The organism is Streptomyces sp. 1-11, assembly GCF_007176755.1.
Taxonomy (GTDB): Bacteria; Actinomycetota; Actinomycetes; order Streptomycetales; family Streptomycetaceae; genus Streptomyces.
The window spans coordinates 73722-99227 of sequence record NZ_BJTV01000010.1; the positions used below are offsets into that span (position 1 = coordinate 73722).

A 25506-nucleotide genomic window follows, 5' to 3' on the forward strand; every position below is an offset into this window, starting at 1 on the left:
GGTGGGAGCAAGGAGTAACCCCACCCGCACCCATCGGCACGAGGATTCGGCATGAGGTCCCTGGAACGGCATCGCGACGTCGGCGCGTACGCGCTCGGCGTGCTGGACGAGGCGGAGGCCTTCCGCTTCGAGGACCACCTCATGGAGTGCCCCCGGTGCGCGGCACAGGTGACCGAATTCGGCCCCGCGGCACGGCAGTTGATGCTGTACCGCCGGGCCACGCCGCGCTTCGTGCAGCCCGTGGCGCAGCCCGGCCCCCGGCTGCTGGAGCGGCTGCTGGGCGAACTGGCGCTCCGGCACCGCGCCCGGCGCCGCCGCATCCTGTACGGCCTGGCGGCCTCGGTGGTGCTGGCGGTGGCCGGACCGGGGGTCGTGCTGCACACCGCGCACGGCGCTCCGGCCGCCCGGGTGACCGCGGCGACCGACCCGGGCACCGGGGTGTGGGCTCAGGTGACCACGGAGGACGGGGACCTGGGCAGCCGGATGCGGCTGGACGTGAAGGACGGCTCGGGGCCGCACTCCTGCCGGCTCGTGGTCGTCGGCCGCGACGGCTCGGAGCAGACGGTCTCCGGCTGGACGGTGGGCGCCGACGACAGCGGGACGACCACGACCATGGCCGGCTCCTCGATGCGTCCGGACCAGATCGCCCGCTACGACGTGCGCACCGCGGACGGCCAGCCGCTGGTGTCGCTCACCCCCCGGTAGGCGCGGCGCCCCGGGTGCCGGGGCCGCCGGACGCACGCCGACGGCGACGGCCGCGCGTGCCGTTCCACCGGACGGCCCGGTCGTATCGGGCGGTCCGGGTGGGCCGGGCAGGTCGGGCGATCCGGGTGAGCCGGGCGTGCCGGGCAGGCCGGGCAGGCCGGGCGTGTCTCATTTCAGCAGCCGGGAGAGCCTGCGGTCGGCCAGCGGCTTGCCGCCCGTCTGGCAGGTCGGGCAGTACTGGAGCGATGAGTCGCTGAAGGACACCTCGCGGATGGTGTCGCCGCAGACCGGGCAGGGCTCGCCGGTGCGGCCGTGCACCCGCAGACCGCTCTTCTTCTCCGCCTTCAGCCGTCCGGCGGCCAGGCCGCGCGAGCGCTCGACCGCCTCGGTGAGGGTGCCGCGCAGGGCCTCGTGGAGCCGCTGGATCTCCTGCGGGGTCAGGGACGCGGCGAGCTTGAACGGGGACATCTTCGCGGCGTGCAGGATCTCGTCGCTGTAGGCGTTGCCCACGCCCGCGATCAGGGACTGGTCGCGCAGCGCGCCCTTGAGCTGCCGTCTCTCGTCCTTCAGCAGGGCGGCGAGCCGGCCGGCGTCGAAGTCCGGGGCGAGCGGGTCGGGGCCGAGCCGGGCGAGGCCCGGGACCTCCTCCGGATCGTGCACGACGTACACCGCGAGGCGTTTCTGGGTGCCGGCCTCGGTGAGGTCGAAGCCCTCGCCCGTCTCCAGCGCGACGCGCAGCGCGAGCGGGCCCTTGCCCGGCCGGGGCGGGCCGTCGGGCAGCCGGTCCCGCCACTGCAGCCAGCCGGCGCGGGCCAGGTGGGTCACCAGGTGCAGTCCGTCGCCCGTGGCCAGACCGAGGAACTTGCCGTACCGCCGCACGGCCGTGACCTCGCTGTCCTCGATCGCGGTGACCGGGGGGTCGTACGTCTTCAGGACGCTGACGGCGACCGGGAGCACCCGCACCACGCGGCGGCCGACCAGGTGCTCGGTGAGGAAGTCCTTCAGCGCTTCTACCTCGGGCAGTTCCGGCATGGTTCCAGGGTGCCATCCGGCGCCCGCGGCGCCACGCAGGTCAGACGGCCGCCCGCCGCGGCACCCGGAACTCGCTCCACACGGCCTTGCCGCCGCCACGCGCCTCCACGCCCCACACGTCGGCGAGCCGCTCCACCAGGAGCAGCCCGCGGCCGGAGACGCCGTCCTCCCCCGCGTCGCGGCGGCGCGGCAGGGCGCTGGAGGAGTCCTCCACCTCGACCCGCAGCCGCCGGTCGCTGCCCTCCAGGGCCCGCAGGGTGACGATCGCGGCGCCCTCGGTGTGCATGAGGGCGTTGGTGATCAGTTCGTCGGCGACCAGCTCGATGTCGTCGGCCCGCTCCCGTGCGCCCCAGCCCCGGACGGCGGCGCGGATCAGGTGCCGGGCCTGCCTGAGCGCCTCGGGGTCGCCGGGCGCCACGTGCTGCTGGAACCGGCCGCCGGCCCGCGCCGCCTCCGGGGCGCGGCGGCGCAGCAGGAGCAGAGCCACGTCGTCGTCGCCGCCGCGCGCCTCGGCCGCCGCTATCAGCCGGTTGGCGAGCGCGCGCACGTCCTCTGGGCCCTCGGCGATCAGGGCGGTCAGGGCGCGCACGCCGTCGTCGAGATCGGTGCCGGGCTGCTCGACGAGCCCGTCGGTGCACAGCAGCAGGGTGTCGCACGGGTCGAGTTCGAGGGTGCAGACGGGATACTCGAGCCGGCCGAACTCGGCGGACAGCCCGAGCGGCAGGCCGCCCTCCACCGGGACGCGGCGGCAGGTGCCGTCGGCGTAGCGGACCAGCGGGTCGATGTGCCCGGCGCGGACCACCTGGACGACCCCGGTGGCCAGGTCGGCCTCGGCGTACAGGCAGGTGGCGAAGCGGTCGGTGTCGAGGTCGCGCAGGAAGACGGAGGCGCGGGCCATGACGGTCGCCGGGGTGTGGCCCTCGGCGGCGTAGGCGCGCAGCACGATCCGGAGCTGGCCCATCACGGCGGCCGCGTGGGTGTCGTGGCCCTGGACGTCGCCGATCACCGCGCCGACCCGGCCCCCGGGCAGCGGGATCAGGTCGTACCAGTCGCCCCCGATGTCCCGGCCGAGGGTGCCGCCGACGGCCGCGGCACGGTAGCGGACGGCGACGTCGGCGCCGGGCACGCTGGGGATGGTGCGGGGCAGCATGGCCTGCTGCAGGCCCTGGGCGAGGTCCTTCTCCTGCTCGTAGAGCATGGCCCGCTGCAGGCTCTGCGCGATGCTGCTGCCGAGCGCGACGAGCACGTTGCGCTCCTCCGTGGAGAAGCCGCGCCGGTCGTCGTAGAGCAGGCCCATCGCGCCGATCGGGCGGGCCTGGGCGATCAGCGGCAGGTAGGCGGCGGAGGTGATCCGCAGGCCGGTGATGTGCGACCACAGCGCCGGGAAGCGCTCGGCGAACTCCTCCGGCGACTCGATGAAGCACGGGCTGAGGGTCCGCACCGCCTCGCTCATCGGGTAGGGCTCGTCCGTGCGGGTGACCCGGGTGCCGGGCACGAAGCTGCCCGCGGGGCCCTCCGCGACCAGCCGGATGCGGCCCGCCTCGACCAGCCCGAGGACCATGCTCCTGGAGCCGAGCAGGGTCAGGCCGTGGGTGTCCGTGACGACGTCGATGACGTCCTGGACGGTGCGGGCGTGGGCGAGCGCGGCGGTGGCGATCTGGACGACGTTGGTCTGGTCGCGGCGTGCGGCGTCCAGGGCTGCGGAGTCACGGCTGCCCGCGCTCTCGCTCTCCTCCAGTTCCTCGGTGGCGTCCCGGACGATCCCGATGATGCGGCGCGGGCGGCCGGTCTCGTCCCGCCGTATGAAGCCCTGGGTGTGGGTCCAGCGCAGGCTGCCGTCACGGCGCCGGACGCGGAAGTACGCGCCGTAGTTCTCCCGCCCGTCCTTGATGGCCAGGGACACCAGCGTGTCCAGCCGGTGCGCCTCGGCGGGCGGCACCCGTACGGCGAGCGTCCCGGGGTTGCCGTCGTACTCGTCGGGGCGCATGTCGAAGACCTCGTGCGCCTGCGCGTCCATGCTGAACAGACCGGTGTCCAGGTCCCAGTCGAAGCTGCCCATGTTGTTGAGCGCCAGGACCGGGTCCGGGTGGGCGGGCCAGTCCTCCGGGAGAGACGGGGCGCTCGCTCCCCGATCAGCCATGCGCCCACCTTGCCAGCATTTGCCTGATTCTTCGAGTGGGCGTGCGCGGCCCGTCCCACCCGGCCGTGTTACGCAGGCGGACGCGTGCGGTACACGGTGTCACGGGCCCTCCGCGCCACTGGGCACCCTCGTCGCGGTGGCCACGACCCAGGCAGGAGCGCAGTTGTGGACTGGTTCACCGCACCCGACTACTGGCTGAGCCGGCTGGTCCTCCAGCGGGCGCTCGCCGGGCTCTACCTGGTCGCGTTCCTGGTGGCCGCCCTGCAGTTCCGGGCCCTGCTGGGCGAGCGCGGCATGCTGCCGGTCCCCCGCTTCACCGCGCGGGTGCCCTTCCGGCGGGCGCCCAGCCTGTTCCACCTGCACTACTCCGACCGCTTCTTCGCGGCCGCCGCCTGGGCGGGGTGCGCGGTGTCGGCGGCGCTGCTCGCCGGGGCGGACTCGGCTCTGCCGCTGTGGGGCGGCATCCTGCTGTGGCTCGTGCCGTGGGCGCTGTACCTGTCGGTCGTCAACGTGGGGCAGACCTGGTACTCCTTCGGCTGGGAGTCGCTGCTGCTGGAGACCGGCTTCCTGGCGGCCTTCCTCGGCAACGACGAGATCGCGCCGCCCGTGGTCGTGCTGTTTTTGCTGCGCTGGATCCTGTTCCGGGTCGAGTTCGGGGCCGGGCTGATCAAGCTGCGGGGCGACGCGTGCTGGCGCAAGCTGACCTGCCTGGACTACCACCACGAGACCCAGCCGATGCCCGGCCCGCTGAGCTGGTTCTTCCACCACCTGCCGAAGCCGCTGCACCGCGTGGAGGTGGCCGCCAACCACCTGACCCAGCTCGTGGTGCCGTTCCTGCTGTTCGCCCCGCAGCCGGTCGCCTCGGCCGCGGCCGCGCTGATGATCGTCACCCAGTTGTGGCTGGTGCTGTCCGGGAACTTCGCCTGGCTGAACTGGATCACCATCGTGCTGGCGCTGTCCGCGCTGCGGCTGCCGGCGACGGCGCCGTCCCTGCCGGCGGCCCCGCTCTGGTACGAGGTGCTGGTCCTGGCCGTCGCCGCGCTGCTGCTGTTCCTCAGCCACCGCCCGGTGCTGAACATGGTCTCCCGGCGCCAGGTCATGAACCGGTCCTTCGACCCGCTGCACCTGGTGAACACCTACGGCGCCTTCGGCAGCGTCAGCCGGGTCCGGTACGAGGTGGTGATCGAGGGCACGCTGGACGACGCGCCCCGGGAGGACTCGCGGTGGCTGGAGTACGAGTTCAAGGGCAAGCCGGGCGACCCGCGGCACTGGCCGCGCCCCTTCGCGCCCTACCACCTGCGCCTGGACTGGCTGATGTGGTTCGCCGCGCTGTCCCCGGGCTACGCCGGCGACTGGTTCGGCCGGCTGGTGGAGCGGCTGCTGGAGAACGACCGCGACACCCTGAGGCTGCTGCGCCGCTCGCCCTTCCCGCGGGACACCCCGCCCCGGTTCGTCCGGGCCCGTCTCTTCCGCTACCGCTACACCACGTGGCGGGAGCTGCGGGCGACCGGGGCCTGCTGGGAGCGGACGTTCGTACGCGAGTACCTGCCGCCGACCCGGCTCGCGGGGGCCGCGCGGCGGTCCTAGCGCGGTGACCGGCTCACCGGCCGTAGACGCGGCGGGCGGTGCGCTCGGCCGGGACGAGCCGCCGGGTCAGCTCCCGCGCCGTCTCGCACACCCGGGCGTAGCCGGCCGCCTGCGGTGAGCCGGAGCGCCGCGGCCGGGCCGTCCCCGCGCCGGCGCCCCGGGGCGCGCGACCGGCCTCCGCCCGGCCGCGCAGCCGCGAGGCGTCCGCTCAGCGCCTGGTGAGACGCAGCGTCATCAGCTCGAACGGCCTGAGCCGTACGGTGATCCGGTTCCCGTCCCGTTCCGGCGCGGGAGTCCCGGCGGCCGGACGCTCCAGGAGGTCCGTCACCGTGACGCCGCCGACCTCGAAGCCGGCCGTGAGGGTGGCGCGGGCACGGCCTCCGTGGGCCTCGTGGAAGCGGACCACGACGTCGCCGCTGCCGTCGTCGGCCAGCTTCACGGCCGTGACGACGACCGCGTCGTCGTCCACCGTGACCAGCGGGGCGACCTCGCGGGCCCCGGTGACGCGCCGCTCCGGCAGGTTGATCCGCCAGCCCTCGCGGACGGCGACCGCGACCGCCGCGCCGGGGACCAGGGCGTGCCGGAAGCGGTGGACGCCCTGGTCGGTCTCGGGGTCGGGGAAGCGCGGGGCCCGCAGCAGGGAGGCGCGCACCGTGGTCGTCGTGCCGCGGTCGCCGTCCGTGCGGACCGTGCGGGTCACGTCGTGGCCGTACGTCGAGTCGTTCACCAGCGCCACGCCCCAGCCGGGCTCCTCCAGGTGGACGAAGCGGTGGTTGCAGGCCTCGAACTTGGCGGCCTCCCAGGAGGTGTTGGTGTGGGTGGGCCGGTGGACGTGCCCGAACTGGGTCTCGGACGCGTAGCGTTCGGCGTGCACGTCGAGCGGGAAGGCGAGCTTCAGGAACTTCTCCGTCTCGTGCCAGTCGACCTCGGTATCGATCACCAGCCGCCGCTCCCCCGGTGGCAGCGACAGCACCTGTGTCACCCGAGAGGCTCCGAAGGACCGCACGACCCGCACCGAGGCGCCGTCGCCGGCCGCGGTCACCGAGTCGGCCTCCGTGAGGTCCGTGACGGTGTTGCGGTAGAACTCGTCGACGTCCCAGGCGTCCCACATGTTCGGGAAGTCGGGGTGCAGCTGGAGCAGGTTGGCCGCGCGGCCCGGGGCGACGGTCTCGCGGTCGGTCGCGGCGTCGTGGACGGAGACGACCAGGCCGCGGGCGTCGATCCCGACCCGCAGGCGCCCGTTGTCCAGTACGTGCCCGCCGTCGGGGCGGGGCGACAGCGTGGTGCCGCCCGTCGTCCGGGCGGCCGCCGCGCCCCCGGCCGGCACGCCGGCGCGGGCGTGCGGGGCGGCGTTGAACACCAGGGGCGTCGCGCCCTCGCCCGCCAGCGCGCCCTGCGCGGCCTCGATGATCCCGGTCAGCTCGGCGGCGACCCGCTCGTACGTCGCCCGGGCCTCGCGGTGCACCCAGGCGATGGACGAGCCCGGGAGGATGTCGTGGAACTGGTGCAGCAGGACCGTCTTCCAGATCCGGTCCAGTTCCCCGTAGGGGTAGGGAAAGCCGGTGCGGACGGCCGCGGTGGCGGCCCACAGTTCGGCCTCGCGCAGCAGGTGCTCGCTGCGGCGGTTGCCCTGCTTGGTCCTGGCCTGGCTGGTGAGGGTGGCGCGGTGCAGTTCGAGGTAGAGCTCGCCGACCCAGACGGGTGGTTCGGGGTACTCGGCCTCGGCCTTCTCGAAGAAGGCCCGGGGTGTCTCCCAGGCGACGGTCGCGGAGCCCTCCAGGTCACGCAGCCGGGCCGCCTTGGCGACCATCTCGCGGGTGGTGCCGCCGCCCCCGTCGCCCCAGCCGGTCGGGGCCAGGGAGTGCCGGGCCCGGCCCTTCTCCTTGAAGTTCCGTGCCGCGTGGGCGATCTCGCCGCCCCGCATCGAGCAGTTGTAGGTGTCGACCGGCGGGAAGTGCGTGAAGATCCGGGTGCCGTCGATGCCCTCCCAGTGGAAGGTGTGGTGCGGGAAGCTGTTCGTCCGCGACCAGGAGATCTTCTGGGTCAGCAGCCACTTGGACCCGGCCGCCCGGATGATCTGCGGGAGCCCGGCGGCGAAGCCGAAGGTGTCGGGCAGCCAGGCCTCCTCGTTCTCGATGCCGAACTCGTCGAGGAAGAACCGCTTGCCGTGCACGAACTGCCGGGCCATGGCCTCCGAGCCGGGCATGTTGGTGTCCGACTCGACCCACATCCCGCCGGCCGGCACGAACCGCCCCTCCGCCACGGCCTTGCGCACCCGCGCCCACACCTCGGGCCGGTGCTCCTTCACCCACGCCCACTGCTGGGCCTGGGACATGGCGAAGACGAACTCCGGCTCGTCCTCGATCAGCGCGGTCATGTTGGCGGTCGTGCGGGCCACCTTGCGCACGGTCTCCCGCAGCGGCCACAGCCACGCGGAGTCGATGTGCGCGTGCCCGACGGCGCTGATCCGGTGCGCGGAGGGCACGGCCCGGGCGGCCAGGACCCCGGCGAGCGCGGCCCCCGCGCGCTCCGCGGTGCCGTTCACGTCCTGGAGGTCGACGAGGTCGAGGGCCCGGTCCACGGCGCGCAGGATGTCGTGCCGGCGGGCGGAGTCCTCCGGCAGCTCGGCCATCAGCTCGCCCAGCACCTCCAGATCCAGCACCAGCCGCCACACCGTCTCGTCGAACACGGCGAGGTCCATGCGGGTGAGCGTGTACTGCGGCTCGTGCCCGGCGGTGTCCTTGTCGCCGAGCCGGGTGGGCCGGAAGGGGTGGTAGTCGAGGATGACGGGGTTGGAGGCCGCCTCGACGTGCAGGCGCACCTCCTCCCCGCCGTCCACGGGGGCGCCGACGCGCACCCACTGGTTGCGCGGGTTGAGGCCCTTCACCGGGGTGCCGTCGGGCCGGTAGACCAGGCCCTCGCACTGGAAGCCGGGCATGTTCTCGTCGAAGCCGAGGTCGAGCAGGGCCTCGACGGTCCGGCCCGCCCAGGCCTCGGGGACGGTCCCGGTGACCCGGAACCAGCTCGTGCCCCAGGGCGCGCCCCACCGGGCGCCCACCTCGATCGGCTCGGGCTCGGCCGCGAGCCCTTCCGCCACCGGCACGGGCTCGCCGGGCGCGTGCCAGACGGCGACCCGCAGCGGCACGGACTCTGGGTACACGGCGGGGCGGAGGCGTTCGTCGAGGACGCGCCGGAGACGGGCTTCGACCAGGCTGCGGTCGTCATGCATGCGGGGTGCTCCCTGCTGGGTTCCGGGCCGGGGGCCGCGGGCGGGTTACCAGGAGTGGGTGACGGTGACGGGGGCCGAGGCGTTGTACAGCTCCCCCACCGCCCGCAGTTCGAATCGTGCGGCCCGCTCTCCCGGCGCGGGAAGCAGGCCGGTGACGAAGTGGGCGCGCTGGCAGGTGCCGCCGAGGAAGCGGCGGGTCCCGCCGGGCAGGACCCGGTGCAGCTCGTAGTGGCGGACCGGGACCCGCTGCGACCCGGCGTTCCAGGCGAATCTGAAGTCGCCCCCGGCGGCGGCGGTGATCCGCAGGCCGGCGGGGGCGGCCGGGGCCGGGGCGGCGTCGCGGACGGCGAGGTGGCCGAGCCGCCAGCGCACGGGGCCGCCGCCGGGCGCGGTCAGGCGCACTCCGAGAGCGTGGACGACCCTGCCGGACAGGCCGGTGAGCCGCACGGTCGACGTCCGCCAGGCGCCGGCCGCTTCGGCGCCCCGGCCCCGGCCGGCCGGGACGGTCCGCTGCGCGGGCAGGCAGGTGTACGGCGGGGGCGCACCGGGTCCGGCCGGTTCCGCCGTGGCGACGGCCAGCTCGACGTTCACCTGTCCGGCGTCGGTCCGGTGCGTCAGCTCGACGACCGTGCCCGCGGTGACCGGCAGCCGGGTGGCGTACAGGTCCAGCACCGCGGGCTCGTCGAGTCCGCCCGCCACCAGCACGCTGCTGCCGCCGCGCCAGGCGTCGGCGAAGTCGAGGGAGACGTCCGGCCGCGGCCCCCGGGTCCGCACCGTCCAGCGCCGCGACGGCAGCCGGTCCTGCAGGCCGAGGTGGTTCCAGGGCGCGTCCGAGGTGACGGCGCCCTCCTCGTACCAGCGCAGCCCGTGCCCGGTGTTGAACACGCTCGCGAACGGCACCGAGGTCACCGTCGACCGGTCCGCCACCGAGACCGCCGGGGCCCGCCAGGGGTCGGCGGGGTCCGGCCGTGCGGGGTCCAGTGACCGTCCGGTCCAGAACCGGTCGTCGGCCGCGTGGAAGTCCCCGGGGGCCCGCCGGTCGGCGGGCAGGTGGTTGCGGGTCCACTCGGGCCGGTAGAGGCCGATCGAGGTGGTGTGCGCCTTCGTGGCCGGCACGACGGCGTCCCAGTCGACCCGCGAGTCCGGCCCGCCGGACTCGACGTCGACGCCGGCCCACAGTTCGTAGGGGTCGCGCCCGAGCCGCCGGGCCCGGTCTGCGGAGGCGGCCAGGCCGCCCGCGCTCCACCGGAAATCGACGAACATGTCGTCGGCGGTCCGGAAGAAGGCCTCGTTCCGGTCGTTCAGCGCTCCCTGCCAGCTCACCGTCCCGTCCACCGTCATGGCGTCGTACCAGGTCACCCGCTGCCCCTGCGCCGCCGCGAGCGCCTTCAGCTCGGTCACGAAGTCCAGCACCGCGGCGCCCAGGGCGGTGTCGCCGCCACCCGTCTCGGCGTTCAGGAACCAGCCGTCGAAGCCGTACGCGGCCGCCACCTCCACCAGTCGCGCGGCGAGCGGGTGATGCCCCGAGACGTCCTTCTGCACCAGGTCGCGGGTCCAGCGCAGCTGCCCGCCGTAGGCGGTGGGCGGCAGGAAGACGTTGCCGAGGACGGGCACGCCGTGCCGGTGGGCGGCGTCCACGATCGGCGCGTTCGGCGCGAGGATCAGCCCCTCCCCCGCCGAGCCGCCCCAGAACACCAGCTCGTCCAGGTAGGCCCAGTGGGTGAGGGCGTAGTAGTCCGCGGTGGCCGAGCCCTGGGAGGGGTTGGCGGAGGTGGGCCCGAAGGAGACCAGGGCCTGGAGGCGGGCCTGCCCGGAGCGGGCGGTGGTGTTGGCCGGGGTCGGTGTGAAGCGGGCGGCGAGCGGTACGGAGGCCGCGTTGAAGGAGAGGTCGGGGTCGTCCTCGGCACGCCAGGCCTTGAGGCTGCGCCAGGTGACGCCGGTGCCGGGGCTGCCGGCGGGCAGGGAGTCCGGGTACCAGTAGGAGGCGTACGGCGCGGCGGCGGTCCCGGTGCCCGGGGCGGCCGGGGCGGGGGTGGCCGGGAGCAGGGCCGCGGCGGCGCCGGTACCGGCGACCAGGACGGTGCGTCTGGTGGGGTTCACGGGCGAGGGCCTCCTTGTGGGGTGGGGAGTACCTGGTCGGGGGTGACGACTTCGGTGATGCCGCGCGCGGCGAGGTGTGCGGCGTCGTCGGCTCGGGTGTCGAGAACGGTGGTGGGGCGGGCCCCGTCGGCGACGAGCCGGAAGAAGGCGTCGAAGACGGGCCCGCCGGGTGCGCAGGCGGAGCGGCGGCCCGGGTCGGCGGGTACGGCGAGGGCCGTGGTGCGCGCCGCCGGCTCGGTGCGGGGCCGGCGGGCCGCCTCGGCCAGGGCGCGGGCGATGTCCTTGGGCTTGCGGTCGTTGGTGAACAGGCCGAGTCCGTATTCGAGTTCGGGGAAGTCGGCGAGGTCGCGGGAGACGTCGTACGAGCACCACCAGGTGATGCCCCACAGGTCCGGGCAGTCCAGGGCGCCGGCCACGGTGGCCTCGGCGAAGGCGGCCGCGTGCTCGGCGGGCACCAGGGGCGCGGGCGCCCCGACCTCCTGCAGCCAGACCGGCCGGTGCGGCTGCTCGGCCCACGCCTTGCTCAGCTCGACCAGGTAGGCGGCGTGGTGCTCGGCCGGCACGGAGGTGCGGCCGTGGCGCTGGGCGGTGCCGTTGAACACCCAGGAGTGGACGGCGGTGACGCCGCCGAGCCGGGCCGAGTGCGCGGGCGTGAACGGCTGGTCGTCCTGGTACCAGGCGGCGTCGTAGGAGGCGTGCAGGTGGAGCCCGTCCGGGGCGCCTTCGGCGCAGGCCGCGAGCAGCGCGCCCAGCCACCGTCCGGCCTCCTCCTGCGTGATCCGGTCGGGGTCGGGGTGGGGTCCGGCGGCGAACTGGTTGACCTCGTTGCCGATGGTCATGCCGATGAAGTTGGGCCGGTCGGCGAGGGCGGCGGCGAGGGTGCGCAGGTAGGCGCTCTGGCCGTCGACCACGTCCGGGTCGGTGAAGAGGTTGCGCCGGTGCCAGGTCCGGGTCCAGGCGGGCAGGAAGTCGAAGCTGCTCAGGTGGCCCTGCAGGCCGTCCACGTTGACGTCCAGGCCGCGCTCGGCGGCCGCGTCGGCGAGCGCCACCAGCTGTGCCACGGCGCGTGGGCGGATCAGGGTGCGGTTGGGCTGGAAGTAGGGCCACAGCGGGAAGACGCGGATGTGGTCGAGGCCCAGGTCCGCGATCGCGTCCAGGTCGGCGCGCACGGCGTCCAGGTCGAAGTCGAGCCAGTGGTGGAACCACCCTTCGCTCGGGGTGTAGTTGACGCCGAAGCGCACGGCAGGGGGCATGCGGTGTCCTTGCGGTGGAGTGCGGGGGGGCGGTTCTCCGGCGGTGCGGTCAGCCCTTGACGGCGCCCTCGCCGACCCCGCGGAAGAAGTACCGCTGCAGGCAGGCGAAGAGGGCGATGAGCGGGGCCACGGCGATGACGGTGCCGGCCGCGACCAGCCGTTCGTCGTTGGCGAAGGTGCCGTGCAGGTAGTTGAGGCCGATGGTCAGGGTGAACTTGTCGGGGTCGCTGAGCACGACGAGCGGCCACAGGAAGTCGTCCCACGCGCCCATGAAGGCGAAGATCGCGACGACGGCGAGGGTGCCCTTCACCGCGGGCAGCGCGATGCGCCGGAACCGCTGCCAGGCGTTGGCGCCGTCGACGTAGGCGGCCTCCTCGATCTCGTACGGCAGGTTGCGGAAGGCGTTGCGCATCAGCAGCACGTTCATCGCCGCGACCGATCCGGGCAGTACGACGCCGATGAGCGTGTTGTTCAGGCCGAGTTCCCGCATGGTGGTGAACTGGGCGATGATGATGCCCTCCACGGGCACGAGCATCGCCAGCACGAAGACCAGCGCCGCCGCTTTCCGGCCGCGGTAGCGCAGGCGGGCCAGGGCGTACCCGGCGAGCGCCGAACCGGCGCAGTTGGTGACGACACTGGCGGCGGCGACCCGCAGCGAGTTGAGGGCGTAGTCCCAGACGGGGATGGTCCGGGCGACCCGCGTGTAGTTGTGCAGGGTGGGGTGGCCGGGCAGGAACTTCGGCGGGGAGCTGAAGATGTCCTCGGTGGGGCCCTTGAGGGACGTGGAGAGCTGCCACAGGAAGGGGCCGGCGGTGAGGGCGAGGACGGCGAGCAGCAGCACGTAGCGCAGGACCAGCTCGGCGGGCCGGATCCGGCGGCCGCGCTCGTCGGTGATCCGGGGTGCCCGGGTGACGTGCGGCCGGGCCGGGCGAGCCGGGCGCCGGGTGTGGGCGGTCTTCTCCAGGACGCTCACGTCTCCTCCCTCCGGTCGGCGCGCAGCACGAGCAGCATCAGTGCGACGGTGACGGCGAACACGACGACGGAGAGGGCGGAGGCGTAGCCGACCCGGCCGGTCAGGCCGGTGCCGGTGCGCTGGACGAGCATGACGAGGGTGGTGTCCTCGCCGGCCGGCCCGCCGGTGGGGCCGGCCATCAGGTACACCTCGGAGAACACCTTGAACGCGGCGACCGAGGAGAGCGCGGCGACCAGCACCATGGTGGACCGCACGGCGGGCACCGTGACGGTGAGGAAGCGGCGGACCGGTCCCGCGCCGTCGACGGCGGCCGCCTCGTGCAGTTCGCGCGGGACGCCGGCGAGGGCCGCCAGATAGATGATCATGTAGTAGCCGAGGCCCTTCCACACCGTCACCGCCATGGCGCTCAGCAGGAGCAGCCACTGGTCGCTGAGGAAACCGACCCGCCCGACGCCCACCGTCTCCAGCAGCGAGTTGACCAGGCCGCGTTCGTCCAGCAGCCACACCCAGATCAGCCCGACGACCACGATGGAGGCGACCACCGGGGTGTAGAAGGCGGACCGGAAGAAGGCGATGCCGGGGATGTCGCGCCGCACCAGCAGCGCGAGCAGCAGCGGCAGGACCACCAGGGCGGGCACGACGCCGAGGACGTACAGGGCGCTGTTGCGCAGGCCGGTCCAGAACATGTCGTCGTGGAGCAGCTCGCGGAAGTTGGCGAGGCCCACGAAGCGCCCCGGGACCAGGGTGCGGCGGTCGGTGAAGGAGTTCACGACGGTCGACACGAACGGGTAGAGCACGAAGGCTCCGGCGACGAGCAGTCCCGGTGCGGCGAACAGCCAGGGGCTGGTGGGAAGTTGCCGCCGTATGCGGGAGGTGGTGGAAGGCGTGGCCATGCCGCTCAGCCCTGCTGCTTCAGGAGCCGGTCGCATGCCTTGACGGCGTTGTCGAGAGCGGTGGCGGGGCTCTCCTTGCCCTGCAGCGCCTTGGCGACCTCGTTGCGCAGGGCGGTCTTCATCTGCTCGCTGAACAGCACCGGCGTGTAGTTGACGGCGTTCTTCAGCGACTTGGCGGCGGCGACGCGCACCCGTGTCTCGTCGGTCCCGTCCTCCTTGGTGAAGTACGGGTCGTCCAGGGATCGCGCGGTGCTCGGGAAGATGGCGACCTTCTTGGCGAAGGCCATCTGGTTGCGGGCGTCGGTGACGAAGTGCGCGAAGGCCACCGCGGCCGGGGTGTGCTTCGTGCGGGAGTTGACCATCACGCCCATCACGTACATGTTGACGTGCCCGGTGCTGGTGATCTGGTCGGTGATCCCGATGTCGTGGTAGAGACCGGGCGCCTGCTTCTTGAAGTTGCCGAGGTCCAGGGCGCTGCCGGGGTTCATGGCGACGGCCTGGGTGAGGAACTTGCGGCCCGCGGACTCCGGGGTGGCGGTGAGGGCCTGCGGGTCGAGCGCCTTGGCGTCGTACAACCGCTTGTACTCGGTGAGGAGTTGCACTCCCTTGGCGTCGTCGAAGGCGAAGCCGGTCCCCTCCTTGTTCATCAGGGGCACGCCGTACCGGCCGAAGTCCTCGATGGCGGGCACGTTGGCGAGCGTGGCGACCTTGCCGCCGGTCGTGCGCGCGATCCGCAGGGCGTCGGCGAAGAGGTCGTCGTACGTCTTCGGCGGTGCGCTGGGGTCGAGTCCGGCCTTGCGGAACAGGGCCTTGTTGTAGAACAGCGGCCCGGTGTTGAGGTACCAGGGGAAGGCGTAGGTGCCGCTGAGGCCCGGCACCCGGTGGCCCGCCCAGGCTCCGGGCAGGTACTCGGACCGGTACCGGCCCGCGGACTTGTCGAGATCCAGGGCGAGGCCGGCCTTGGCGAGCGGGGCGACGAGGTCCGGGGAGACGTTGACCACGTCGGGCAGGGTGCCGCCGGCGGCGTCGGCGCTGATCTTGTCGGCGTAGCCCTCGGCGGGCTGGTCGACCCACTTCACGTGGGTGCCGGGGTGCGCCTTCTCGAAGTCCGCGATCAGGCCCTCGAAGTACTGCTTGAAGTTGGCGCGCAGGTTCCAGGTCTGGAAGGTGATGTCGCCCTCCACCTTGCCCGAGGCGTCGGTCGGTCCGGCCTCGTCCCCGCCGGAGCCGCAGGCGCTCAGCGGCAGGAGGAGGGCGACGGCGGCGGCTGCGAAGGTTCTGCGGGAGATGCGCACGGTGGCTGGGCTCCTTTGCGGGGGGATGCGGCATCAGGTGCCGGGCCAGACTGTGCCCAGCGTTTGCGGGCAACGTCAATGGATTCGACCCCGCTAAAGTCATTAGTGACTCAAAACCCCTGTTCAGAGCGGCACTTGCTGCCTATTGCCGTCTTCCGCTAATGCGCTTTAGGGTAAGTGGACTCAAGCGCATTAGCAGTTGGCCGGGAGCGGGCCGTCGAGGGAAGGGGCGCAGCGTTGCCGGAGAAGCGATCACCCGCGCGCCGGCCGACGATGAAGGACATCGCGCGCCGTGCCGGAGTGTCGGAGAGCGCCGTCTCGTTCGCGCTCAACGGCCGCCCCGGCGTCTCGGAGACCACCCGCGCCCGGGTCCACCGGGTCGCCGAGCAGCTCGGCTGGCGGCCGAGCACGGCGGCCCGCGCCCTCTCCGGCGAGGGCGCGGCCACGGTCGGCTTCGTCCTGGCCAGACCCGCGGACACGCTCGGTGTCGACTCGTTCTTCCTGCACCTCGTCTCCGGCATCCAGGAGGTGCTGGCCGAGCGTCATCTGGGCCTGCTCTTCCAGGTGGCCCGGGACGTGACCGACGAGTGCGCGGTGTACCGGCGCTGGTGGGCGGAGCACCGGGTGGACGGCGTCCTGGTGGCCGACCCGCGGGCCGAGGACCCGCGGCCCGATCTCCTGGACGAACTCGGCCTGCCTGCCGTGGTCATCGGCGGCGCGCCCGACGTACGGCATCCCGGCCTGTCCACGGTCTGGGCGGACGACGCCGGCGCGATGGCCTCGGTGGTGGACGAACTGGTCGCGCTGGGGCACCGCCGGATCCTGCACATCGCGGGGCTGCCCGGCCTGGCGCACACCCAGCGCCGGATCGCCACGCTGCGCGCCGAGGCGCGGCGGCGCGGCCTCACCGGGGTCAGCTCGGTGACCACCGACTACTCCGACGCGGAGGGCGCGGCGGTGACCCGCCGGGTGCTCGGCGGGTCACCGCCGCCGACCGCGCTGATCTACGACAACGACGTGATGGCCGTGGCGGGTCTGGCCGCCGCGGCCGAGCTGGGCTTCCGCGTGCCGCGGGACGTGTCGGTCGTGTCCTGGGAGGACTCGGCGCTGTGCCGGATGGTCACGCCGCGGCTGTCCGCCCTGTCCCGCGACAGCGCCGAGTTCGGCCGGACCGCGGCGCGGGAGCTGATGGCCCTGCTGGACGGGGAGCCGGCGCGGGCGGTGGGCGTGCCGGTGCCGCGCCTCACCTCGCGCGGCAGCACCGGGGCCGCGTCCGCCGCCCGCCCGGACCCGCCGTCCCCGCGGGCGACCTGAGCCGGCGGGTCCCGCTCAGGGGGCGATCGGCGGGTCCCGCTCAGGGGGCGATCGGCGGCTGCCGCTTGTGCTCCGTGTCGCGGTAGCGGCGGACGATGGCGACGAAGGCGGCCTCGTCGACCGGCCTGCCCTCCAGGAAGTCGTCGATGTCGTCGTAGGTGACGCCGAGCGCCTCCTCGTCGGGGACACCCGGGTTGAGGCTCTCCAGGTCGGCGGTCGGGACCTTGCCGACCAGCCCGGCGGGTGCGCCCATCTCCCGGGCGAGGGCCCGTACCCGCCGCTTGGTCAGGCCGGTGAGCGGCACCACGTCGGCCGCGCCGTCGCCGAACTTGGTGAAGAAGCCGGAGACCGCCTCGGCCGCCTGGTCGGTGCCCACGACCAGGCCGGCGTGCGCGCCCGCCACCGCGTACTGGGCGATCATGCGCTGCCGGGCCTTGATGTTGCCGTGCACGAAGTCCCGGTGGTGGGGGTCGCGGAAGACGGCGCCGCCGTCCAGCAGCGCTTCCAGCGCCGCGTCGCAGGCGGGCTTCACGTCGACGGTGAGGACCTTGTCGGGCTGGATGAAGTCCAGCGCCGCCTGCGCGTCGTGCTCGTCGGCCTGGGTGCCGTAGGGCAGCCGCATCGCGTAGAACGTCGCCTCCCGGCCTCCCGCGCGGGCCCGCTCGACGGCAAGCTGGCACAGCCGCCCCGCCGCCGTCGAGTCCACGCCGCCGCTGATGCCCAGCACCAGCGAGCACAGACCGGTGGCGGTCAGCCGGTCGGCCAGGAAGGCCACCCGGCGCTCGGTCTCCTGCCGCACGTCGAAGGATTCGCTCACCCGCAGTTCGCCGGCGATCGCGCGCTGCAGGGAGAAGGAAGTGGCGGCCGGATCGGTCATGGACGCTCCTCGCTCGGGGTTCGTGGCACGGGTCGGGACACATGGACGCCGGTCCGCGGCGGGGTGCCGGTGACCGGTTCCGCCTCCGGGTTCCCGAACCGGGACCGCTTAACGACCGTGGTTCGAAGCGCCCGCACCGGCCGCGGCTCTCGACGTGCCGCGCCCGACCGTGCACAGTTCTCCCTGCGCGCTTGATTCATACCGACGAGTAACCAGGGAGTGCCCGTGACAAGCTGGGTCGGCCGGACCGCCGTCGAGATCGCCGCGGCCGTTCAGGCCAAGGACGTCACGCCGCGGCAGGTGGTGGCGGAGCACCTCGCGCGGATCGAGCGGCTGGACGCCCGGATCGGGGCCTTCCGTACCGTGCGGGCCGAGGCGGCGCTGGCGGAGGCGGACGAGGTGGCGGCGCGGGCCGGTCTGGCCGGGCTGCCGCTCGCCGGCGTGCCGGTCGCGGTCAAGGACAACCTCGCGGTGCGCGGCGAGTCGCACCGCGACGGGTCCGCCGCGACGCCGGACGAGCCGGCCGCCGAGGACCATGTGACGGTGGCCCGGCTGCGGGCGGCCGGGGCCGTGGTGGTGGGTCTGACGAACGTGCCCGAGCTGTGCGTCTTCGGCACCACGGAGGGCGTCCACGGCACCGCCCGCAACCCCTGGGACCTCACCCGCACGGCGGGCGGCTCCTCCGGCGGCAGCGCGGCCGCGGTGGCCGCGGGCCTGGTGCCGCTGGCGCTCGGCAACGACGGCATGGGCTCGCTGCGCATCCCGGCGGCCAACTGCGGGCTGGTCACGCTGAAGCCCGGGCACGGCGTGGTCCCGGCCGGGATCGGCAACGGCGACTGGTTCGGCATGTCGGAGAACGGCCCGCTGGCCACCACGGTCGCGGATCTGCGGCTGATGCTGTCGGTCCTCGCGGACGCCGGGTTCCCCGAGCCCGCGCGGCGGACGCCGCTCAGGATCGCCGTGGGCCTGCGCAGCCCGCTCGCCGGGGTGAGTGTGAGCAGGCCGTACGCGGCCGCGGTCCGGGAGGCGGCCGGGGCGCTGGCCGGGGCGGGACACCGGGTCCGGCGCGCGGAGCCGCCCTATCCGCTCTCCCTCTCCGTGACCTCGCTGCGGCACTGGACGGCGGGTACGGCGGTGGACGCTGAGGGCCTCGACCCGGCGCTGCTGGCCCGGCGGACCCGGGTGCACGCAGCCGTGGGCCGCCGCTTCGTCGGGTCGGTGCGCACCGGGGACCAGCGCGAACGCCTGCGCGCCCGGCTGACCCCGTTCCTCACCGAGCACGACGTGCTGCTGACTCCGGCACTCGCGCGCCGCTCGCCGCGGGCCGCCGCCTGGCACGAGCGCGGCTGGCTGCGCAACGTCGTGGCGAACACCGCCTACTCGCCGTTCACCCCGCCGTGGAACCTGACCGGCTGGCCGGCGATGTCCGTCCCCGTCGGCACGCTGCCGTCCGGCGCCCCGTGCGCCGTGCAGCTGGTGGCGCGGCCGGGGCGGGAGGCGGACCTGCTGGCGCTGGCGGAGGAGCTGGAGAGCCTGCGTCCGTGGATCCGGACGGCGCCCCTGACGGACCCGGCGTACACAGCCTGACCTGGCCGTTCGGGGTGCTGTAGGCATCCGGCCCGCGGAACCCGGCATGGGCGTGACCTCGTCACGCCCAGGCCCACGGCGGACCCGGTGGTCCGGGTGGTCCGGCCCGGCGGTCAGTCCACGCTGGGCAGGATGTGGGGTTCGGCGAGATCGTCCTCGTAACCCGCGAGGCGGATGGGGGCGGACCGGGCCCACACGTCGAGGCTGCCGAGTTCGCCGTGCCGCCGTCCGGCGCGCTCGCCGCGTTCCTTGGGGCGTTCGTCGAGGTTCGTCGTCTCCGGTGTCACCGCGCACTCCTTATGTGTCGGGCTCACCCTCGGGGCATACCGCACAGCTGCGCTCTCCGGCGCTCGTGCCCGCTCGGGTCTGGATGGAAGGCCAGTTCGGACGCGGTGGCGCCGGTACGGACGGTGGGTGTGGGTGGAACCCTGTACTGCTGTCCGCGGACTCCAGATTAACCAAATGAGCGGGCCGCCGCTCGATAGGGAGTGCAAACAAGGTGTAACTATCGTGAGTCGCCCGACCCCCCAATGCATCTCAGAATGCGGCCGTTCGCCACAAATCGCATCACCCGATGGTCCAAATGAATCACCCACTCGGCCCATCGGGCGAACACGCCTTCGGGTCGAGTGGGCTCTTCGTCTGCCGGGGTGCGGGCCGGCTCACCACTTGCCGGGCGCGTAGTCCTTCATGAAGACGCCGTACAGGTCCTCGCCCGCCTCGCCGCGCACGATCGGGTCGTACACCCGGGCGGCGCCGTCGACCAGGTCCAGGGGCGCGTGGAAGCCCGCCTCGGCCAGCCGCAGCTTGTCGTAGTGCGGCCGCTCGTCGGTGATCCAGCCGGTGTCGACGGCGGTCATCAGGATGCCGTCCGTGTCGAACATCTCCTGGGCGCTGGTCCGCGTCACCATGTTCATGGCCGCCTTGGCGGCGTTGGTGTTCGGGTGCCCGGCGCCCTTGTAGCCGCGGCTGAAGACGCCCTCCATCGCGGAGACGTTGACGACGTAGGCGCGGCCGCGGCCGGCCCGCCGGGCCGCCTCCGCCATCGCCGGGCGCAGCTTGCTGATGAGGATGAACGGCGCCGTGTAGTTGCAGAGCTGGGTCTCCAGCAGCTCCACCGGGGAGATCTGCTCGATGGTCTGCACCCAGGTGTTGCTGTCGACCACGTCGGGGACGAGGCCGCCCGCGTCGATGGCGGTGCCGTCCAGGTGGCGGGCGACGCTGGCGTTGCCCGCGACGAGGGCGAGGTCGGCGACCTTCTGCGCGTCCAGGCCGCTGGTGCCGACGGGCAGCGCGGCTATGCCGTCGACGGCGCCGGAGTTGAAGGCGCCGATGACGTGGTGGGAGGGCAGTTCACCGGCGGGCAGCGGCGCGCTCTCCCCCTCCACCAGGGCGGCGTACGCGGAGGGCAGCCGGCGCACGGTCTGCGTGGCGTTGTTGATCAGGATGTCCAGCGGACCCGCCTCGGCGACCTGCTCGGCCAGGGCCACGGCCTGCGCCGGGTCGCGCAGGTCGATGCCGACGACCTCCAGCCGGTGCAGCCAGTCCGCGGAGTCCTCCATCGCCTTGAACCGGCGGATGGCGTCCTTGGGGAAGCGGGTGGTGACGGTCGTGTGCGCGCCGTCCCGCAGCAGCCTCAGCGCGATGTACATGCCGATCTTGGCGCGGCCGCCGGTGAGCAGGGCGCGCTTGCCGGTGAGGTCGGCGCGGGCGTCCCGCTTGGCGCGGTTCTCGTCGGCGCACTTCGGGCAGAGCTGGTGGTAGAAGTAGTCGACCTCGACGTAGCGCTGCTTGCAGACGTAGCAGGAGCGCGGGCGCTGGAGGATCCCCGCGACCCGGCCCTCGTCGATCTTGGAGGAGGGCAGGATGCCCTCGGTCTCGTCGTCGATGCGCTCGGCGGAGCCGGTGGCAGTGGCCTCCGTGACCGCGCGGTCGTGCGCGGTCTTGGCGGCCCGGCGCTCCTGGCGGCGGCGCTGCTTGACCGTGCGGTAGATGTGCGAGGTGGCACGGCGCACCGCGATCGCGTCGGGGTGGTCGACGTCTATGCGGTCCAGCTCCTCCAGCACGCTCAGGCAGACGGCCAGCCGCTCGGGGTCGATACCGGGTCCGTGGACCATCTCGTCCATGGATGCGTCCGTGGGGACGGCCATGGCTGCCTCCATGGACACGGAACCGTCCTCTGTCACCGTCATCGCGCTGCCGCTTCCCTGCTCATCCGCGCAGCGCTCCGACTCGCGCCCGCTTTCGAAGCCGGAATTTTACGGAGCGGCCCACCGTAGGACCAAATGGCTCCGCCGGCCCCCACGCCCCGTCACCGCTCCGACTCACTGAGCTGCGACGACACCCGCCCCGCCGACGGCCTTGATCCGCCCGCCCCGCCGCGACCCTCGTCCGTCCGCCCCGCCGACGGCCTTGATCCGCCGGTGACCTCGATGCGCGGCCCCGGCACCGGCCGCCAGGCGGACCGGGGCGGGGCCGCGGCGGGCGGGACCCCGCGGGCCACTCGCGCCCGGAGAGGAAGGCCACGGGCCCGGCGCGCGACAGGGGCGGCGCCCGCAGCCGGCCCCCGCGCCGGGCCGCGCCCCGGCCGGAGGCGCCGGCTCAGGGCTCGCAGACCGCGAGCAGGTCGCGCACCTCCTCCGAGACGGCGCGGGCGAAGACGTCCAGGTCGGGGACGGCCCGGGCATCGGCGACGAGTCCGTAGTGGACGTGCCCGCGGTACGTCGAGATGGCGACCGCCAGCGACTGCCCGGGGGCGAGCGGGGCCAGCGGATACACCTCCGTCAGGTCGTGACCGCCCAGCCGCAGCCCGAACCCGGGCAGCGGCACGCTGGTGACCAGGATGTCGAACCACAGCCGCGCGGCCTGGCCGACCAGCGGCCCGACGAGCCGGTGGCCGAGGGCCGGCACGTGGTCGGCGAGCAGCGCGACCGCGCCGGCGCCCCGGTTCGGCCCCGCGTCCTTGTTGCGGACCATCGCGGTACGGACGGTGTCGAGCCGGCGCAGCGGATCGGGGTCGTCCACCGGAAGCCGTATCAGGTACCCGGAGAGCCGGTTGCCCTGTGGGTGCGCGGTGCGCGGACGGCGCCGGGAGACCGGGACGAGGGCACGCGGCGCCACTCCCTCGGTCTGCTCGCCGCGCGCGTCCAGCCAGCGGCGCAGCGCGCCGGCGACGACGGCGATGAGCACGTCGTTCACGGTGCCCCCGGCGCTCTTGCGGACCCGGTGCACGTCGTCGATGTCGAGGACGACCCCGGCCGTGCGGCGGGTGCCGCTGGGCGCCGAGGTCAGCGCGGACGAGGGGCGCATGCCGAGGGTGGACCGGGCGAGCGAGGCGCCGATGTCCAGGGCCCGGCCCACGTCGGACAGCGCGCCCCGGACCAGGCCGGGCACCAGGCCGGGCAGTGCGCGCACGTCGGACAGGACGTCGGCGAGCGGGCCGCGCGGCGGCTCGACGGCCCGCGGTGGGCGTTCGGGCAGGTCCACCGGGTCGAGCACGCCGGCGGCCAGCTTCAGCGCGCGCAGGCCGTCGGCGAGGGCGTGGTGGAACTTGAACAGCACGGCGAAGGAGACGCCGTCCTCGCCGGGCAGCACGTGCGCCTCCCACGGCGGGCGGTCGCGCTCCAGCGGCCGTTCCATCAGCCGGCCCGCGACCGCGTGGAAGTCGGCGGTCGGCGCGTGCAGGCGTACATGGTCCAGCGGGTCGAAGTCGGGGGCGGGCTCACGGGTGGCGCCGCCGAACGCCAGCGGCTGCCAGGTGTCCCGGATGCGCATGCGCAGGCCCGGCACGGCGGCGGCGCGGGCGGCCAGCAGGTCGGCCGCGTGCGCGCCCGCGGTGGGCGAGTGCGCGCCGAACACGCCGAGCGCGCCCAGGTGCATCGGGTGCCGGTCGGACTCGATGTTCCAGAAGGCGAGGTCGAGGGGAGCGAGCGGGTCGGAGGTCAAGGCTTGCCTCGCACGTCGACGAAGGGGTCAAACCAGAAGTGAATCCCCAAGGGGCGATTACGGTCAAGTACGATCGTGCTACAGACAGTTAACGGCGGATTAAGTCCCGCACCGCCGGAAGGGGCGGGACGCGCGGGACAGCCGAGGTCGGCCGTGGTCACTTCAGTACGGGGGGCGCGGCCGAGGGCGCCGTACCCCACTCCGACGGGCGCGGGCCGACCGTGAACGCGAGCGTGCGCAGGGAGCGCAGCGCGGCGGTGCGCAGATAGGTCCGCGCGTGCGGGGCGCCGTTCGTGCGGACGCCCTGGATGTACCGGTCGGCGGCCGAGGTGCCGGGGGCGGTGACGGTGAGCCGTCCGCCGGGCCAGAAGCGGCGGTCCAGGGCGAGGTCGACCCGGTCGAACACCGGGGTGGACAGGCCCCAGGTGTCGTAGCCGGGCTGGATCGGGAAGAGCCCGACGGAGGACAGGACGTTCCAGGCGGACATGGTGCCCAGGTCGTCGTTGCCGGTCATGCCGGTGGGTCCGTCGGTGAAGAGGGTCAGCGCCGCGTGCACCACGTCCGTGGTCTTCCACGGCTGACGGGTCGACAGGTACGCGTAGGGCGCGGTGAGGTCGGGCTCGTTCATCGGGTTGTACTTGTCGGCGTTGTAGTAGGCGTACGCGTCGCCGTGCACCCACACCTCGCGGGCGGTGCGCGCGGGGTCGGCCAGCAGCCGGTCGTAGGCGAAGAAGCTGTCCAGGCGGTCGTTGGCCGCGCGCTCGCCGCCGATCAGGCGGACCACGCCGGGCAGGTCGTGCGGCACCAGCCACTGGTACTGCCAGGCGGTGCCCTCGTGGAAGCCGGGCGCGCGGGCCGGGTCGGACGTGCCGGTGAAGGCGCCGGCGGCGTCGCGGGGGCGGAAGAAACCGGTCGCGGGGTCGAAGAGGGTCCGGTAGTTCTGCGCGCGGGCGGCGTAGCGGGCGGCGTCCGCGCGGTGCCCGAGGCCGCGGGCCATCTGGGCGAGCACGGCGTCGGCGAGGGCGTACTCGAGGGTGACGGAGGCGCCGTGGTGGTAGTCGGAGTCGCCCATCTTGGCGAGCGGGCGGTTCCATACGTAGGGCGCGAAACCGTGCGCGAGGTACTCGGCGTTGGCCTCACGCCCGATGCCCGGATAGGCGGCGGGCGGCACGCCGTCGGCGTTCTTCCTGAGCGCGCGGTAGGCCCGCTCCTCGAAACCCTTCAGCAGCCCTGTCTGGTAGGCGGTGGTCAGGAACGGGGTGACCGGGTCGCCGCTCATCACGTTCGTCTCGACCGGCCCGTAGCCCCACTTGGGCAGCCAGCCGCCGTCCTCGTCCACCTGCACCACCGACCGCGCCATGTCGCGGGCCTCACGGGGCGCGAGCAGGGCGAGGAGCTGGGCCTGGGTGCGGTAGGTGTCCCACAGCGACCAGTTCTGGTAGTACGTGTAGCCCCGCGCCCGGTGGACGCGGCGGTCCCAGCCGAGGTAGCGGCCGTCGGCGTCGCTGCCGGCGTTGGGCGCGAGGAACGAGCGGTACAGCGAGGAGTAGAAGGTGCGGCGCAGCGCCGGCGCGCCGCCTCGGACGCGGACGGTGGCGAGCCGCCGCTCCCACTCCTCGCGGGCCCGGCGCCGCACGGTGTCGAAGGACCGGCCGCCCTCGGCCCGCAGGTTGGCGGCCGCGCCGTCCGCGTCCACGTACGACAGTGCGGTGGTCGCCTCGACGGTACGGTCCCGGGTCGTGTCGAAGCGGACGAAGGCGCCGCCGCCGCCGGTGCGGGCGCCCACGGTGACCTTCGCTCCGTCCCAGGTGCCGTACGCGGTGAACGGGCGGCTGAAGCGGGTGATCGTGTGGACGGTGTAGGGGCCGGTGTCCCGGCAGAAGCCGTGGCCGGTGATCTCCGTGCGCACGGTGCGGTCGTCGAGGATCTCGACCTTGCTGCCGCCCGGCCGGTGCAGTGCCTGGGCGGCGTTCAGCAGCACGTTGGCCCGGCCGGTGGCCGGGAAGGTGTAGCGCTGCACCCCGGTGCGCGCGGTCGCGGTCAGTTCGGCGCGGATGCCGGAGTCGAGGCCGACGCGGTAGTAGCCGGGGCCCGCCTGCTCGTCCGCGTGGCGGAACCCCGCGGCGTACTGGGCGTAGTCCGTCCGCGTGACGTCGCCGGTGGTGGGCAGCACGGGCAGGTCGCCGCCGATCCGGCAGCCGACGCCGGACAGGTGGACCAGCGAGAAGCCGCGGATCCGGTTCTGCGTGTAGTCGTAGCCGGTGTTGTGCCCGGTGTCCGGGGAGAGCTGCACCATGCCGAAGGGCACGGCCGCGCCGGGGAAGGTGTTGCCCTCGTCCTGGCTCCCGATGAAGGGGTTGACCAGGTCGGTGAGGTGGCCGTCGGTCCGCTCGGCGGCCCGTGCGGCGGGGGTGGCGATCAGCGTGGACGCTGCCATCACCCCGGCCAGGCACAGCCGTGTGCGCCGGGTCCCTCTCATGTCGGATGACCTCCGGTGGTTCGACATCGCTGCCTGCATCGTGGCGGGCGGACGAGGCGAACCCGGGCATTCCGGGAGGATGATGCTGAACGCGTCG

Annotated in this window: 17 protein-coding genes; 4 read left to right on the plus strand and 13 right to left on the minus strand. The window is 73.9% G+C overall.

From position 1 onward, the window contains the following. Positions 1–51: 51 nt before the first annotated feature. Positions 52–705 (plus strand): zf-HC2 domain-containing protein, encoded by a 654-nt coding sequence (locus TNCT1_RS21905; protein WP_143634785.1) that lies wholly within the window; start codon positions 52–54, stop codon positions 703–705. Positions 706–873: 168 nt separating this feature from the next. On the opposite strand, the gene TNCT1_RS21910 is transcribed toward TNCT1_RS21905, so the two are convergent. Together TNCT1_RS21910 and TNCT1_RS21915 are read right to left on the minus strand one after the other, a co-directional pair. Then, positions 874–1737, minus strand: a complete 864-nt coding sequence (locus TNCT1_RS21910; RefSeq protein ID WP_143634787.1) for an Fpg/Nei family DNA glycosylase — start codon at positions 1735–1737, stop codon at positions 874–876. 40 nt (positions 1738–1777) lie between these two features. Beyond that, positions 1778–3877: a SpoIIE family protein phosphatase gene (locus TNCT1_RS21915; protein WP_143634789.1), complete on the minus strand. Its 2100-nt coding sequence runs from the start codon at positions 3875–3877 to the stop codon at positions 1778–1780. A 165-nt stretch (positions 3878–4042) separates the two neighbouring features. Here TNCT1_RS21915 and TNCT1_RS21920 point away from each other — a divergent pair, with 165 nt between their 5' ends. Next, entirely contained in the window at positions 4043–5464 is a 1422-nt protein-coding gene (locus TNCT1_RS21920) for a lipase maturation factor family protein (protein WP_143634791.1), read from the plus strand. Positions 5465–5672: 208 nt separating this feature from the next. Here TNCT1_RS21920 and TNCT1_RS21925 read toward each other — a convergent pair whose 3' ends face one another. Genes TNCT1_RS21925 through TNCT1_RS21950 form a run of 6 tightly spaced genes read right to left on the minus strand, consistent with a single transcriptional unit; the run spans position 5673 to position 15207 of the window. Next, positions 5673–8693 carry a glycoside hydrolase family 38 C-terminal domain-containing protein gene (locus TNCT1_RS21925; protein ID WP_143634793.1) on the minus strand — a complete coding sequence of 1007 codons (3021 nt, stop codon included), beginning with the start codon at positions 8691–8693 and terminating at the stop codon, positions 5673–5675. A 45-nt stretch (positions 8694–8738) separates the two neighbouring features. Then, on the minus strand, positions 8739–10793 hold the full coding sequence (locus TNCT1_RS21930) for an endo-beta-N-acetylglucosaminidase (protein ID WP_143634795.1): 2055 nt from the start codon (positions 10791–10793) through the stop codon (positions 8739–8741). Beyond that, positions 10790–12046: a glycosyl hydrolase gene (locus TNCT1_RS21935; protein ID WP_143634797.1), complete on the minus strand. Its 1257-nt coding sequence runs from the start codon at positions 12044–12046 to the stop codon at positions 10790–10792. Before TNCT1_RS21935 ends, TNCT1_RS21930 begins: the two co-directional genes overlap by 4 nt. 49 nt (positions 12047–12095) lie before the next feature. After that, entirely contained in the window at positions 12096–13019 is a 924-nt protein-coding gene (locus TNCT1_RS21940) for a carbohydrate ABC transporter permease (protein ID WP_174266394.1), read from the minus strand. Next, complete coding sequence (locus TNCT1_RS21945) at positions 13016–13912, minus strand: carbohydrate ABC transporter permease (RefSeq protein ID WP_143634799.1); 897 nt, start codon at positions 13910–13912, stop codon at positions 13016–13018. The genes TNCT1_RS21940 and TNCT1_RS21945 overlap by 4 nt, the downstream gene beginning before the upstream one ends. Before the next feature lie 5 nt (positions 13913–13917). Beyond that, positions 13918–15207: an ABC transporter substrate-binding protein gene (locus tag TNCT1_RS21950; protein ID WP_143634801.1), complete on the minus strand. Its 1290-nt coding sequence runs from the start codon at positions 15205–15207 to the stop codon at positions 13918–13920. 237 nt (positions 15208–15444) lie between these two features. Here TNCT1_RS21950 and TNCT1_RS21955 point away from each other — a divergent pair, with 237 nt between their 5' ends. Then, positions 15445–16521: a LacI family DNA-binding transcriptional regulator gene (locus TNCT1_RS21955; RefSeq protein WP_143634803.1), complete on the plus strand. Its 1077-nt coding sequence runs from the start codon at positions 15445–15447 to the stop codon at positions 16519–16521. A 40-nt stretch (positions 16522–16561) separates the two neighbouring features. Here the strand turns inward: TNCT1_RS21955 and nadE are convergent, their stop codons facing one another. Further along, on the minus strand, positions 16562–17398 hold the full coding sequence (gene nadE, locus TNCT1_RS21960) for an ammonia-dependent NAD(+) synthetase (RefSeq protein ID WP_143634805.1): 837 nt from the start codon (positions 17396–17398) through the stop codon (positions 16562–16564). A gap of 225 nt (positions 17399–17623) precedes the next feature. On the opposite strand from nadE, the gene TNCT1_RS21965 reads away from it, so the two are divergent. Continuing rightward, positions 17624–18985: an amidase gene (locus TNCT1_RS21965; RefSeq protein WP_143634807.1), complete on the plus strand. Its 1362-nt coding sequence runs from the start codon at positions 17624–17626 to the stop codon at positions 18983–18985. 113 nt (positions 18986–19098) lie between these two features. Here TNCT1_RS21965 and TNCT1_RS21970 read toward each other — a convergent pair whose 3' ends face one another. The 4 genes from TNCT1_RS21970 to TNCT1_RS21985 form a co-directional block, all read right to left on the minus strand. Then, positions 19099–19272, minus strand: a complete 174-nt coding sequence (locus TNCT1_RS21970; RefSeq protein ID WP_143634809.1) for a hypothetical protein — start codon at positions 19270–19272, stop codon at positions 19099–19101. Positions 19273–19647: 375 nt separating this feature from the next. Then, complete coding sequence (locus TNCT1_RS21975) at positions 19648–21177, minus strand: SDR family NAD(P)-dependent oxidoreductase (RefSeq protein WP_143634810.1); 1530 nt, start codon at positions 21175–21177, stop codon at positions 19648–19650. Positions 21178–21586: 409 nt separating this feature from the next. Then, a complete protein-coding gene (locus tag TNCT1_RS21980; protein WP_143634812.1) occupies positions 21587–22930 on the minus strand; it encodes a wax ester/triacylglycerol synthase family O-acyltransferase in 1344 nt (447 codons plus the stop codon). Positions 22931–23087: 157 nt separating this feature from the next. Further along, the gene (locus TNCT1_RS21985; protein WP_143634814.1) at positions 23088–25409 is read right to left on the minus strand and encodes a GH92 family glycosyl hydrolase; all 2322 of its coding nucleotides are present in this window, start codon (positions 25407–25409) and stop codon (positions 23088–23090) included. Between the last annotated feature and the right edge of the window lie 97 nt (positions 25410–25506).

What these genes read in the sequence shown, in the direction of transcription:
- TNCT1_RS21905 (WP_143634785.1), top strand. Translation starts at nt 52, where the DNA reads ATGAGGTCCCTGGAACGGCATCGCGACGTCGGCGCGTACGCGCTCGGC.
- TNCT1_RS21910 (WP_143634787.1), bottom strand. Translation starts at nt 1,737, where the DNA reads ATGCCGGAACTGCCCGAGGTAGAAGCGCTGAAGGACTTCCTCACCGAG.
- TNCT1_RS21915 (WP_143634789.1), bottom strand. Translation starts at nt 3,877, where the DNA reads ATGGCTGATCGGGGAGCGAGCGCCCCGTCTCTCCCGGAGGACTGGCCC.
- TNCT1_RS21925 (WP_143634793.1), bottom strand. Translation starts at nt 8,693, where the DNA reads ATGCATGACGACCGCAGCCTGGTCGAAGCCCGTCTCCGGCGCGTCCTC.
- TNCT1_RS21935 (WP_143634797.1), bottom strand. Translation starts at nt 12,046, where the DNA reads ATGCCCCCTGCCGTGCGCTTCGGCGTCAACTACACCCCGAGCGAAGGG.
- TNCT1_RS21945 (WP_143634799.1), bottom strand. Translation starts at nt 13,912, where the DNA reads ATGGCCACGCCTTCCACCACCTCCCGCATACGGCGGCAACTTCCCACC.
- nadE (WP_143634805.1), bottom strand. Translation starts at nt 17,398, where the DNA reads ATGACCGATCCGGCCGCCACTTCCTTCTCCCTGCAGCGCGCGATCGCC.
- TNCT1_RS21975 (WP_143634810.1), bottom strand. Translation starts at nt 21,177, where the DNA reads ATGACGGTGACAGAGGACGGTTCCGTGTCCATGGAGGCAGCCATGGCC.
- TNCT1_RS21985 (WP_143634814.1), bottom strand. Translation starts at nt 25,409, where the DNA reads ATGAGAGGGACCCGGCGCACACGGCTGTGCCTGGCCGGGGTGATGGCA.